At 64.3% G+C, this 12,470-nt stretch carries 11 protein-coding genes; 2 read left to right on the plus strand and 9 right to left on the minus strand.

All coding sequences use genetic code 11. From position 1 onward, the window contains the following. Window positions 1-72: 72 nt before the first annotated feature. A complete protein-coding gene (locus tag ACTHNQ_RS15445; RefSeq protein ID WP_440334785.1) occupies window positions 73-1,380 on the minus strand; it encodes an aldehyde dehydrogenase family protein in 1,308 nt (435 codons plus the stop codon). 227 nt (window positions 1,381-1,607) lie between these two features. Here ACTHNQ_RS15445 and ACTHNQ_RS15450 point away from each other — a divergent pair, with 227 nt between their 5' ends. Continuing rightward, on the plus strand, window positions 1,608-2,795 hold the full coding sequence (locus ACTHNQ_RS15450) for an ROK family protein (RefSeq protein WP_440334787.1): 1,188 nt from the start codon (window positions 1,608-1,610) through the stop codon (window positions 2,793-2,795). A 354-nt stretch (window positions 2,796-3,149) separates the two neighbouring features. On the opposite strand, the gene ACTHNQ_RS15455 is transcribed toward ACTHNQ_RS15450, so the two are convergent. Further along, the gene (locus ACTHNQ_RS15455; protein ID WP_440334788.1) at window positions 3,150-4,331 is read right to left on the minus strand and encodes an alpha-hydroxy acid oxidase; all 1,182 of its coding nucleotides are present in this window, start codon (window positions 4,329-4,331) and stop codon (window positions 3,150-3,152) included. Between the two features lie 59 nt (window positions 4,332-4,390). Further along, window positions 4,391-4,831 carry a hypothetical protein gene (locus tag ACTHNQ_RS15460; protein WP_440334790.1) on the minus strand — a complete coding sequence of 147 codons (441 nt, stop codon included), beginning with the start codon at window positions 4,829-4,831 and terminating at the stop codon, window positions 4,391-4,393. Window positions 4,832-4,878: 47 nt separating this feature from the next. On the opposite strand from ACTHNQ_RS15460, the gene ACTHNQ_RS15465 reads away from it, so the two are divergent. After that, window positions 4,879-5,856: a hypothetical protein gene (locus tag ACTHNQ_RS15465; protein ID WP_440334792.1), complete on the plus strand. Its 978-nt coding sequence runs from the start codon at window positions 4,879-4,881 to the stop codon at window positions 5,854-5,856. Window positions 5,857-5,915: 59 nt separating this feature from the next. Here ACTHNQ_RS15465 and ACTHNQ_RS15470 read toward each other — a convergent pair whose 3' ends face one another. From ACTHNQ_RS15470 to ACTHNQ_RS15495, 6 genes are all read right to left on the minus strand, one after another. Beyond that, a complete protein-coding gene (locus ACTHNQ_RS15470; RefSeq protein ID WP_440334794.1) occupies window positions 5,916-7,028 on the minus strand; it encodes a sugar phosphate isomerase/epimerase family protein in 1,113 nt (370 codons plus the stop codon). Then, window positions 7,025-7,426 (minus strand): C-glycoside deglycosidase beta subunit domain-containing protein, encoded by a 402-nt coding sequence (locus ACTHNQ_RS15475; RefSeq protein ID WP_440334796.1) that lies wholly within the window; start codon window positions 7,424-7,426, stop codon window positions 7,025-7,027. The genes ACTHNQ_RS15470 and ACTHNQ_RS15475 overlap by 4 nt, the downstream gene beginning before the upstream one ends. After that, entirely contained in the window at window positions 7,416-8,963 is a 1,548-nt protein-coding gene (locus tag ACTHNQ_RS15480; RefSeq protein ID WP_440334798.1) for a GMC oxidoreductase, read from the minus strand. Before ACTHNQ_RS15480 ends, ACTHNQ_RS15475 begins: the two co-directional genes overlap by 11 nt. Window positions 8,964-9,094: 131 nt before the next feature. Next, entirely contained in the window at window positions 9,095-9,931 is an 837-nt protein-coding gene (locus tag ACTHNQ_RS15485; RefSeq protein ID WP_440334800.1) for a carbohydrate ABC transporter permease, read from the minus strand. A gap of 1 nt (window position 9,932) precedes the next feature. Continuing rightward, a complete protein-coding gene (locus tag ACTHNQ_RS15490) occupies window positions 9,933-10,904 on the minus strand; it encodes a carbohydrate ABC transporter permease (protein WP_440334802.1) in 972 nt (323 codons plus the stop codon). A gap of 27 nt (window positions 10,905-10,931) precedes the next feature. Continuing rightward, the gene (locus ACTHNQ_RS15495) at window positions 10,932-12,236 is read right to left on the minus strand and encodes an ABC transporter substrate-binding protein (RefSeq protein WP_440334804.1); all 1,305 of its coding nucleotides are present in this window, start codon (window positions 12,234-12,236) and stop codon (window positions 10,932-10,934) included. Window positions 12,237-12,470: the final 234 nt, after the last annotated feature.

Raw genomic sequence — 12,470 nt, forward strand, 5'->3', positions numbered from 1 at the left:
TGCGTCAGGAAGTTGCCGTACGCGACGGTGGAGATGTGAAGGCCGGACGCGCCAGCTCTGCGGAATTCCATATCAGGCCGCCCCTCCCTCGAAGTAGCCGCGCGGCTCCAGCAGGAAGTGCGACAGATAACCTGTGTGCGGCAGTCCGGGAGGTGCCCAGTAGGTCGGGCGAGGACCCACGAACACGGTGTCGATCGAGGCCTCTCCGGCAAGGTCGTCGATGAGATCGTCCCCGGCGCCGACCACGGTCAGCTTCAACGTGTCCTTTAGCGGGTCGAGGCCGTCGCTAGGCGACCACGCCGCAAACCAGACGCAGGGGAAGGGCAACTCGATCCGAGCGCGGGCGTCGTCAGCGGACGGCAGGACGTGAACGCTCGGTCGCTGGACGGCACTGCCGTCTCCGAGATCGCCGACGAGGTCGGCACCACCGAGCACGACGCGCGCTCCCTCCGCCGCAGCGTTGACGTAATCCGCGGTCTTCTGCACCTGTGCGATCGGGTGAACCGGCAACACCGCCGCCGGGTTCTCCGGGGGCAGGCTCGGCATGCTCTTGAGCTTCTCGGCTACCGCTTCCGCGAGACCGGTGGGGTCGCCTTCGACGAACACGGCAGTGACGTTGACGCAGCCGGCGCCACCGCCCTTGGCCGCCGAGTCGACGACGAGGTCGACGTAATCGCGCCAGTCCACGTCGGCGGTGATCAGAATCTTGGACCGCCCCGGCCCGTTCGGGCGCACCTTCAGTCCGTTGTACTTCGCGACGACGTCGTCGCCGCCGTAGACCATCGCAAGATCCGCGCCTCGCAGGATCTCGTCGGCGGCGGCGTAGTCGGTGGGCAGGAACACCACCTCGTCTTGGCGGAACCCGCTCTCCCAGAGCGCGGAGACCAGCCGGTAGGCCGTCAGCGGCTCCCGCCTCGACGGGCGGACCGCCACTCGGAATCCGAGGGCAAGCGCCTGCAGCCACGAGCCGTTGATGCCCGGGTGATTGCCCGAGGCGTGCATCGCGAAGACCCGTCCGCGACGGGCCCAAAGTGGGGCAGGTACGCCGTGCGGGGCATCCTCACGACGGAGGACCGCGTCCGAAGGGATGCCGAAACGAGCGCGTCGAGCGACATCCGTTGCTCCTGCGGCAACCTGGTCCGTCGCCGCAGAGATCTCCACGATCGGGAGACCGGTGACGCGGCTCACGAGGTGCTTGTACTCGTTCGGGTCCAAGCCCGCTACCCGCTCGTCGCGGAAGCGACGACCGGCTTCGGCGATCATCGCGGGCCGGTCGATGGCGCGATCTTCGGCCTTGCGCAGGGCTGCCATCGCTCTGGCGACGTAAGGCACGGGGGCCAGGCTGAGTTCCGCCACGGGCTCGCCGGCGACGTCGGTCACCGACGATGGCTGTCGTGAGGTGTACCGCCCGCTCGGTCCGAGAACCTCGATCGGGTAGAGGGTGCTCGTAAGGTTCATGGATGCTCCTCGACTGAAATCCACCGACTGCGTCGGGGGCACCGGCGCAGATTCGCTAGAGTTAACATATCTTTTGTCGAAACTATCGAAAGCGGTTGGTTCATTGAACGGTCTCTGCCAAGATGTGCCGAGGAATGACAAGGTCGGGGGTGAGCGTGGTCGGGCGGCCAGGAGACATCGTCGAGTTGCTGCGTGACCGCGGACCGCTGCCGGCGGCGCAGATTGTGGAGTCCCGGGACGTCTCTCGGTCGACGACGATGCAGGAGATCGGCGCCCTCGTCCGCGATGGCCTCGTCGCCCAGGGAATGGAGTCCCGCTCGCGGGGCGGGCGACCCTCGCGCGTGGTGGAGCTCTCGGAGGCCGTCCAGTTCCTGGCAATCGATGTCGGCACCGCTTCCATCTCGGCGGGGATCACGAACGCCTACCTCGAGGTGGTCGCGACCCTCGAGGAACCAACAGACCTGAAGGCGGGACCCGCCTCCGTGATGGCGCAGATCGAGGAGTGCGCACGTCGGCTCACCGGAGACGCTCACGGTCCCCTCCGCGTTTCGGGCGTGGGTATGGGCATACCGAGCCCGGTCAGTATCGAGCGGGGGGAACCCGTCGATCCCGCCCTGATGCCTGGGTGGGACCGATTCCCGGTTGGCGATCAACTCAGCCAAAAGCTGGGGATACCGGTCACTGTCGACAAGGACGCAAACCTCATGGTCCTCGGCGAAGGGCACCGCGGAGCCGCGCAGGGTGTCGATGACTACCTGTTCGTGAAGCTCGGGTCGGGCATCAGCTGCGGCATTGTCGTGGGGGGCGCGCTCTATCGAGGGCACTCGGGTGCCGCAGGGGACATTGGCCATGTCTCGGCAGGCGACTCCAATGTTCTGTGCCACTGCGGACGACGCGGCTGCCTCGAGGCGCAGGTTGGAGCGGATGCGCTGAGTGCGCGCGCGCTGGCCGCCGCGCGATCCGGGGAGTCGCCGTTCCTCGCCGAACGCCTGGCCAGTATTGGCAGCGTGGTTGCGTATGATCTGGCACTGGCGAGCGCGGCCGGCGACCCCGCTGCGGCCCGCATCATCCGGGAAGCAGGAGCCCTCATCGGAGAGGCGTTATCCGCCTTGGTGAACTTTTTCAATCCTCAGAGCATCGTCCTCGGCGGTCCCTCAGCGACCTTCGGGCCTCCCCTGCTCAGCGAGGTTCACAGCATGATCCTCAAGCGCTCGTCATCGCTTTCGACCGCCGGGCTGGAGGTCATACCGAGCACCCTCGGGAAGACCTCGGGCCTGATCGGCGCGGCACGCCTTGCCAGTGATACATTCCTCGATTCGCTGTCTGAGTCGCGTTGACGTAGCGATCAACGAGTCGCCTAACAGGCTCGATCGCTCGAGTCGAGATCTCGGCCCAGGGGAAGCCGGCGACGACCGGACCGGTCGACGGTGGCGGCAAGAAGCCCTCCGCAGCGGACCGCTACGGCGTCCGGGGAAGGCGGCGTTGAACGCCACCGCGCCTCCTGGCCGTCGTAACCCCGCGCGCCCGCCAGCCGCGCCAGCCGTGGAACGGATCGGCCCTGAGTGGCGAACAGCGTGATAGGCCGACGAGACGCCAATGCCGTTGGAGTCGATCAACACCACGGTTCCGCCTACACGCACGAGATCTTCGCGACGCAGCTAGCGCGGCGTGATTCGCTCACGGCGTGGCGGTCAGAACGAGTCCGATCGTTGCATGAGCGACACATGATCATGGCTGAGCTGGCTCAGCTCACTGACGCCCAGCAACCGCATCGTCCGCTCGATCTCGCTCCGCAGGATCTCGATTGCTCGGTCGACACCGAGTCGCCCCCCGGCCATCAGCCCGTAAAGATACGCTCGCCCGATCAGCGTGAAATTCGCTCCGAGTGCTATCGCGGCCAGGATGTCAGCTCCGGTCATGATTCCGGTGTCGAGCCAGACTTCTGTACGGCTCCCTCGCTCTCGGAGCGATGAAACGACCTTGGGTAGGAGTGCGAGCGGGGCAGGCGCTCGATCGAGCTGACGCCCGCCGTGGGTGGAGACGACGAGCGCGTCCGCCCCGGCGTCGGCGACGCGCACAGCGTCACCCACCGTCTGGATCCCCTTGACGACAAGCGGTCCGCGCCAGTTCTGCTTGATCCATTCCAGATCTTCGAGGGTCACAGAGGGGTCGAACATGCTCTCGAACAGTGCGCGAATGCTGCCAGTCGACTGGTCCAACGACGAAAAGGCAAGCGGCTCGGTCGTCAAGACGTCGAACCACCAGGCGGGATGCGGGAGCATCTCCATGATGGTTCTTGGTGTCAACGCTGGAGGCACGGTCATCCCGCTGCGGATATCCCTCAGCCGACGTCCCCCAACCGGAACGTCCACGGTGACGATGAGCGCTTCCATCCCGGAAGCCGCCGCCCGCTGGATGAGTTCGATCGATCGCGCTCGGTCTTTCCATATATACAGCTGGAACCACGTTCGCGCCGACGCCGAGATCGACCTTCCTGTCCGAGCCACGTCCTCGATCGCCGCGGTCCCCATCGTCGACAGGGTGAACGGAATACCTGCGGCTGCTGCAGCGGAGACCCCACCGAGCTCGCCCTCGGTGTGCATCAACCGGGTGAACCCGGTAGGAGCGATGCCGAAAGGCAACCCCGCAGGCTGCCCTAGCACCGCGACGGCCGGGTTCACCGTCGCCACGTCGCGGAGCACCGACGGATGGAAGACCACGTCGGCGAAGGATTGTCGGGCCCGGCGGATCGAGATCTCATCATCCGCCGCCCCGTCGGTGTAGTTGAACGCGCCCCTTGGAGTGCGGCGTTGCGCGGCACGACGAAGATCTCCGATGGTGTGGGCGTGCGCAAGGCGCTCACGCAGGTTCATCGGGGGCCGCTGGAACTGCACAAGCGGCAGAAGCTCGCTCGCCCGCGGCACCCCCCGCTTCATGCCAGCTCCCCAGGCACCGCAAGGACGTGCGGCATGGTGTCCCGTGCGGACAGCATGGGTGGGCGCCCCGCGTCGTTCACATAAGGGATGTAGAAGTTCACGTGCACCTCCAGGTTGGTCACCCTCGGCAATCCCCCATCGCGCCCGAGGACGAGTCGGATCCGCTCCCCGATGGTCCAGTAGCCACGAAGTGTTTGACAGAGCCGAACGGGAATCTCGTCACCCCCGCGGACGAGGCGGACCCCGGCGAGCGCGGCCCCCTGCCCGCAGTAGACGGCGATCTCCTCGACGCAGGACCACGGGATGCTGCGCATCCACGGAAGACGGAGCGTCACGACCATCTCGCCATCGCTGGCTGCCGGCGACACTTCGACGATGAATCCCGTTGTGAACGACACGCGCGTCCTTTGTGAGAGAGTTATGCTCTTGGCAAGCATAACCTATGCTGCGGCCTACAAAACTATCAGTCTTGAGGAGGAGTGCGGTGGAAGATCAGTGGGCGGTCACGATGTTCTCGTTCACTCGTGAACTCATGGCCCGAAACGTGCGCCCGACTGACCTGCTCGTGCGGGCGCGGAAAGCAGATCTTGGTTCTGCCTTCGAGATAGATGGATTCCAGCATTTCGCTACTCTTCCTGATGTCGACGAATGCGAGACAGCAGCCTTTCGAAGGGCCGTCGATGAGAACGGCGTCCGCCTCACACAACTCGGCATCTACGACGACCTGTTCGTCAACCCCAAGCGTCGCGCCGACGTGACTGCTCGTGTCGCGTACTTGGAACGACAGATCGCCTCCGCAGCACATCTGGGGTTTCGGACCGCGAAGATCGCCTGGGGAGTCGATCTCGACGTCCTCGACGGGCTGCGACCGTGCTTGGATCGATTCGGAGTGACCCTTACGCAGGAGGCTCAGGGATCCATTCGCGCCGACTCGGCGGACCTCGCTCGGCGTGTGGCGATGGCACTGCGCTTCCCCGACAACTTCGGGTTCGTTTTCGACCTGTCCGCCTGTATGTACGGCCTCCCGATCACCTACCTCGAGGACCTTCGACGACGCGGAGTGCCGGCAGCAGCCGTGCGTCTCCTCGCCGATGAATGGCCGTCGTCGGGTCAGGCCATCCGGGATCGCGTGTTCGACGCGGCGGGCGCCGTGAGCCCGGAGGCGCGACTGCGTCTGTCCATGCCCTTCGGACGGTTCGGAAACTCGCTGGTCGCTGAGTTCCGGGACTTCTTGAGGCTCGTCGATATCGTGCATCTGAAGTTCTGGGACCTCGAGGACCAGGACGGCATCGTTTCATTCCCGATGCGAGACCTTGCCGGGGAGCTCACGCGGATCGGTTTCCAGGGCCCGATCACCAGCGAGTGGGGCGGTCATGAGTGGCTATCGATGGAGGACGCCGACGCGACGACGATGACCCGTTCGCACCGGAAGCTCTTCAGACGGTCACTCCTAGCGGAATAGCCCCACCACGACCGAGACATCGAGGTGCCGTCCGCGCCGCCGACGCGGACGGCACCCCTTCACTTCTCTGGTCGTCGTCGGTCCCACCCGCGGAGGGTCCGCGCTTCCGCGGCGTCGACGATCATTCGAGATCCGCTCTTCGAGGCCGCATCCCGCAGCAGCGCCTGCTGCTTGGCGATGACGTCGAAGGCGTTCTCCCAATCGTTCCAGTGGAAGCCTTCCCACTCGCTGGAGATGGTTCGCGAATATCCCTCTTTGACATAGAGGTCGATGATGTCGCGCGCCGGCACGGACGGATCCTCGCCGTGTTCGTCGATCTCGTAGAACTTGCCGTGAGTATGCACGGCCCAGCGCATGATGTCGCGCCATTCTTCGAGTGGAGCGTGCCCGAAAAGCGTAACCGCGTTGACGGCGAGCTCCATGGCGATCTCTTCCGCACCGAGCGAGCTGGCGAGCTCGGCGAACTCCACGAGCTGGCGTTCCTGCTCCTCGTCAGTAAGCCCGCCATTGCCGTGCTTGCCATTCCAGTAGTCGTCGACCGCCGCAATCACCTCAGGCGAGATTCCGCGGCGGCGCCACTTCTCCAGAAGCGAGCGTGGCACCCGGACCATCGTCGCGCCCCAGTCAGGGATGAAACCGAGCAGCGGGGAGTCGAGCTTCTCATAGCGCTCAAGCAGCCTCAGCATGGTCGGATGATTGGGGCTGTGATGTGCATGGATCTCCATGCCCAGAGTGACATTGGCGCGCTCGGCGACCGGCAGCAGCCGCTCCATGTCGTCGGCCGTCACGGAGTACTGCACGCGCACGATCGGGAAACCCAGCCGGCGGGCCGCATCGATCTGCGGTGTCATGTAGTCCACGAGTTCATCGGGCGTCAGCATCCGGTCCCGCCGCATACCTGCATCGGCGTTCGCGCCGAGCGCCGTGGGAACGAGGCCGGTTTCATCGATGACGCTGCGGAATTCGTGCACGAAGCTGTCGTCGAAGTATGGGAAGCCTCGGAGGGATTGAAATCCGACGACCTCGAGTCCCGGACCGAGGCCGCGTCGAGCGGCCTCACGAACCAACTCGGAGAAGGTCATCTCGCGCGAGTGCCAGAAGCGGGTGAACGAGTACAGAGTCACGCCCTGGATGGGCGTCCCGAGCGCGGTTGCCGTGGTGTCGATGGTCATTCTGCCTGCTCCAATGTCATGGTCTTGCGGTCCTTCTCGATGAGCAGCGGCGGCCCCTGAGCGGAAGGGACGTACGGGATATAGAGACCGATCGCGACGCGGACCTCGTGCTCATCGATCTGGGGAAGCTCGGGCAGGTCTCCCTCGAGAACTGCCGAGTCGAGCACGAACCACGAACGGTCATGTCGCGGCGGGAGTTCATCAAGTCGGTAGCGATCACCCTCTGCCGTCTGCCAGACGAGCGTTTCCGTCGGAACTTCGATGCCATCGATATGCAGCTGGACGTTGCTGATCGATGACAGCGGAAGTGCGCGATACCAGGGCATTCGGACGGAGATGCTCACCCGGCCGTCTGAGGCACGCAGCGTGTCCTGCTCGATGATCTTTTCAGGAAGCAACGTAGTTCTCCTTTGTTGAGGCGGCAGCGCGGACGTCGGATATCAGCGCGCGCGCGGAACGGATGGCCAGCGCAACGCTGGTCGCGGTCGGATTGCAGGCGGTCGGGGTGGGGATGACCCCGTTACCTCCAACGAAGAGGCCCGAGTTGCCCCACACGCGGCCGAAGCCGTCACAGACTGACGTCCCGTCGTCTGCGACGCCCATGCGGACAGTGCCCATGTAGTGAAGCGAATTCCCGTTCGGCAACGCGATGGGACTCTGCCCCTCGACAAGACCGCCGAGCGCTTCAGCGAGTCGAGAAGCTGCCCGCTTCATCGACTCGATGGTGGCCCGGTCAACCTCGGTGAGGGCGTAGTCGAGGCCGATCCGAGGCATGCCGTCCTCGTCCGGGTGTTGGTCGTCGAACGTTACCCTGTCGTCGGCTCGGATGTCCTTGCATCCGAAGAGACCGATGCCGACGATCGACCCGGGCCAACTCCCCTCCAGTTCCCGGATCGGAACCGGTGAGGCATCCATCTGCATGATCTGACCGTGGAACGGGAACCGATCGCGGTCGTAGGGGATCCAGTTGACGCCTGAGAAGGCCTCGAGCGTGCCCTGTGTGCGTGAGGGTTCGGCGCGGGCGGACTCCGGTATGAGCCGATCATCCAGTCGGGCAAGTGCCATCACCTGCAGGTGGTCGTTCAGGTAGCGTCCGAGCGCGGGAGGTCGCACCCCCGAGGCATGAAGGAGCTGCGGCGTCCGGAAGGAGTCGGCAGCCACGAATACTGCACGCGCGGCTACCCTCTCCTCCGCGCCATGCCGACTACGGAGCACGACGCCGGCGACGCGCGTGCCGTCGCGCTCGATCCGAATGGCGGTTGTCTCCGAACGGAGCTCTACCGCTCCGCGGGTAAGTGCGTCCCCGAGGATGACGTCGGGCCCGACCCAGTACCGCTCACCCCCAGCGACCCGGATGGCAAGAGGCATCGGCTGGACATGGCGGGCAGCAGGAAGGTCGTCTGGCAGCACCTCGGCCAACGCTGCGCGGACCTCTGCGCCCAGCGGCCAGCCGGCAAACGCGTCCTGAGTGACGTGCAGGAGCTGCCACGCTTCTGAGAACGCCCGGTCGAAGTCGTTTTTGGGAATCCAGGGAATGCGCTCACCGTCGCCGGGAGCGGGGCAGGCACAGGTCCAATGAGCCCCCATGCCACCGACATTCTTGGACATGGCAGCTGCTGGCAGTCCGTTGCCGTCGTCGGGCACATCTCCGTCACCGAGCAGGTAGGTTCCTGGCCGTGCCTGGATCCGGCCCGGATGAGCCGCAGTCGGGGAATGACCCGCCTGCGACAGTTGCTGGGCGCGGGCGACGTCGGCTGGATCGGCGAGAGTCTTGACATGACGCCCAGGAGGTTCGCTGACGATCGGTCCCGCCTCCACCAGGAGAACGCTCAAGTCGGGCGCCTCGTCTGAAAGCACCCGAGCCATGGTCGAACCGACCGGGCCACTACCGACGATGACCACATCGAACGCTTGCTGATTCATTGTCTTGGCCATGTCCTTCTCATCTCTTACGTGCGACGGCCGCGTGTGCGCTGTTGATCGTCGATTCGGCCGTCGGCGCGGGCGGACACTGCTTGCGCTGCAGTACCCCGACGGGAGCGACGCGCCCCGGGACTTTGAGGCGACTAGCTCTTGATCCCTCCGGCGAACCCTTGGATGAACTTCCGCTGCGCGAAGATGTAGAACAGCAGGATCGGGATCATCGAGATGATGATTCCCGCGAAGATGATGTTCCAGGCCGAGACGTTCGCGCCCACGAATCCATAGATGACCACGGGAAGCGTTGCGTTCTTCGATCCCGCGAGGAAGATCAGCGCAGTGAAGAAATCGTTCCAGATGATCAAGCCCGCGAGGATGGCGACTGTTCCCGTCGCGGGCCCAAGCAGCGGGAAGATGATCTTCACAAAGGTCTGTAGCCGTGAAGAGCCGTCCATTTGTGCCGCCTCCTCATATTCTCTGGGCAGAGACCGCGTGAAGCCGGAGTAGAGGAACACGGCCAGTGGCATGAGGAGGCCGCTGTACAGGATGATCATCCCCAGCTGGGTTCCTACCAACCCGACGGATCGCAGTGCGACATAGATAGGAACCATTCCAAGCTGGAACGGCAGGATGATCCCGATCAAGAACAGGATGTACAGGCCGGTGCTGAGCCGCCCCGGAATCCGGGTGATCGTGTACGCGGCTGTGGACCCTAGAGCGATGAGAACGACAAGGCTGCCGGCCGTGACGATGAGACTGTTGATCAAGCCCGAAGGGATGTTTCCCGTTGCCGAACCTGCCCACGCATCAACGAAGGGCGAGACGGTGGGGGGGTTCGGGAGTGACACCGCGGGAGACAGGAAGGCGTCGGTATCCCCCTTGAACGCAACGTTGATGAGGAAGAAGAACGGGATCATCAGGATCATCGCGAAAGCGATGACCGAAATCTCGATCGCGAAGGTGCGTCGCGAGTAGCGGTGCATGTCAGTCCTCCCTCTGGCGCAGCAGAACGACCTGCAACACGGCGGCGATCGTGATCAGGATCGTCAGCACGAGAGAAAGTGCGGAGCCATAGCCGAACTTGCCGTTGACGAACGTCTCCTTGTACACGAGTGTGGCCAGGGTCTGCGTCGAATTGAATGGTCCCCCGCCCGTGAGAGCAAGCACCTGGTCAAAGATCCTCAGCCCCTGAATCAACGTCAGGGCGGATGCGATGACAACCGTGGGGCGCAGCAGCGGGAAGACGATCCGCCAGAAGCGCGTCGCCGCGCCCGCACCATCCACAGCTGAAGCCTCTTCAAGCTCGGGCGGCACGTTCGCGAGCCCTGCGAGATAGATCACCATGGTCAGCCCGATGTTCTGCCAAACGACCACAACGACGATCGTCCAGATTGCGGTTGCCGGATCGCCGAGCCACGCTGTTGTGCCGTCGAGACCAACTGCGCGGAGGAACCCGTTCAGCGGACCATTGGGCTGGAAGATGAACTTCCACACGAAAGCAACAGCGAGGGGGCTGAGCACGACCGGCAGGAAGATGAGGACACGAAGCACGTGCCGAAGCCGTAGTTGCCGATTGAGGGCGACCGCCAGCCCAAGCCCGATGGCATTGGTGAGCAACACGAAGAGGACCGCCAGAAACAGTGTGTTCCACAGGGCTCGCAGCGTCTCCGGCGACTGGAACGCCAGAACGAAGTTCTCAAACCCGACGAAGTTGAACGGTCCGATCCCGCGCCAGTCGGTGAATGCGAAGACAGAGCCGGCGAGCACCCCGAAATACTGGATCCCGATGGTCAGCGCGACCGCAGGTACCGCCCACCACCAGGAGGCGACGCGCGTACCAGCGCGACCACGAGTCGGACGCGCACCCCGCCGAAGTCCGGCTCGGCCGGATCGGTTGTTCGATCCGGCCGAGCCTGCCGCTTCGGCTCCGTTCGGCTTCGTAGCCAAGGAGCTCATGCGGACCCCTTTCGATTCACTTGTCGCTCAGCCCTGCCAGGCCGCATCCATGGCCTGGAGGGTCTGTTCCACGGTTGTCTGGCCTGTGAGCAGTCCTTGAACGCCCGTTCCCAGGGCGTCGTACACCTCGGTGTTGGGCCAGACCAGGTTGGGGAGAGGGGCGTTGCGAGCAGGGTCCGTCAGGTAGGCCTGGAGGCTGGCGAACCGGTCAGCCACCGGTGTGCCATTCAGAATGCTCGTGAGTGAGACATTGCCGCTGACTTCGGCGAATGCGTCGAGCTGATCCGGCTGCATCCAGAACTCGAGAAGCGCCTTGGCCGCGTCGATGTGCGGGCTTGCCGCGTTGATGGCCAGCGCGTTGGACGGGGACGCGAACAGGAACGTCTCGTCTTCGGTTTCGCCCGGGAACGCCCCCACGGAAATCTCGGCGTCGGGAGCTACAGTGGCGAGGTTCACCGCGATGCCAGCCGGCGCGAAGATGCCAAGGATCTTTCCAGCAGCGAATTCAGGCGTTACTGTCTCCGGCGATCCCCCCTCGGCGCCCGGCTGGAAGCATCCCTCATCCTTCAGCTTGAGCACAGCCTCGAGGGCGGCATGCCATCCGTCGGAATCCTCGAATGTGACCTTTCCGTCCGCGCGCTTCTGGTTCCAGTCCGGATCCTGTGCGTACACGTTCGAGGCTGCCAGTTCCATCGCGAGCAGGCCGGTGTTGCTCGTCTGCGAACCGGCCAGCCCGAGCAGCGAGGTCAGGCCGGCATCGCGGACTTCCGCACACTGATCGACTACCTCGTCGAAGGTCGTCGCATAGTCGATGCCCACGGAGTCGTACGCGGTGACGTTGATCACCTGGGAAATCGGTGCGACATCGACCGGCACTGCGGTCAGCACGTCGTCCGCGTAGTAGAGGTCGTGTGAGGACTTCGGAATCGATGACGTCGCCCAGTCATCATCGGAAAGATCGACGAGCTGCCCGGCCTCGGCGAAGGGGCCGAGCGCATTGAAGGACCCGTTGCCCGGAGACCCCCACACCACATCGGGAGCGTTGCCTGCCTGGAACTGCGTGCGAATTGTCTTGTAGTAGTCCTCGGTGGGAATCTCTTGCAGCTCGACGGTGATGTTCTGGTCGTTGGACTCGTTGAACGCCTTGATCACATCTTCGTAGGCACTGTCCTTACCGAACCGGGTCTCAGTGGCGAGCGTGATGGTCACGGCGTCGCCATCCCCGTTGTCGCTTCCCCCTCCCGCCGCGCAGCCCGCGAGCACCGTCACTGCTGCGATGGACGGGATGACGAGTGCAGCGGACCACGTCAGCCGCTGGTTCTCTTGCCTCATGCTGTGATGCCTTTCTGACTTCGTTGTCTGGCTCCGTGAGCCCGGCCCTCGGATCAGGCCTCTCGTCGTACATGATGACGCATACTTGTGCTTCTACGCAACAAAAGATTTCTTCGTGCCAGCAATAGCTGCTGCGGCGGAGTCCGATCAAGCCAGTATGTCGCCGTGGTTCGACCGACGTTGCGCAACTTGTGATTCTGTGAGACAAAAGACGGGGCCGGGCCCTCGCATCGG

It is taken from the genome of Microbacterium sp. (genome assembly GCF_051953575.1).
Taxonomy (GTDB): Bacteria; Actinomycetota; Actinomycetes; order Actinomycetales; family Microbacteriaceae; genus Microbacterium.

What these genes read in the sequence shown, in the direction of transcription:
- ACTHNQ_RS15480 (WP_440334798.1), bottom strand. Translation starts at nt 8,963, where the DNA reads ATGGCCAAGACAATGAATCAGCAAGCGTTCGATGTGGTCATCGTCGGT.
- ACTHNQ_RS15485 (WP_440334800.1), bottom strand. Translation starts at nt 9,931, where the DNA reads ATGCACCGCTACTCGCGACGCACCTTCGCGATCGAGATTTCGGTCATC.
- ACTHNQ_RS15455 (WP_440334788.1), bottom strand. Translation starts at nt 4,331, where the DNA reads ATGAACCTGCGTGAGCGCCTTGCGCACGCCCACACCATCGGAGATCTT.
- ACTHNQ_RS15470 (WP_440334794.1), bottom strand. Translation starts at nt 7,028, where the DNA reads ATGACCATCGACACCACGGCAACCGCGCTCGGGACGCCCATCCAGGGC.
- ACTHNQ_RS15495 (WP_440334804.1), bottom strand. Translation starts at nt 12,236, where the DNA reads ATGAGGCAAGAGAACCAGCGGCTGACGTGGTCCGCTGCACTCGTCATC.
- ACTHNQ_RS15460 (WP_440334790.1), bottom strand. Translation starts at nt 4,831, where the DNA reads ATGCTTGCCAAGAGCATAACTCTCTCACAAAGGACGCGCGTGTCGTTC.
- ACTHNQ_RS15490 (WP_440334802.1), bottom strand. Translation starts at nt 10,904, where the DNA reads ATGAGCTCCTTGGCTACGAAGCCGAACGGAGCCGAAGCGGCAGGCTCG.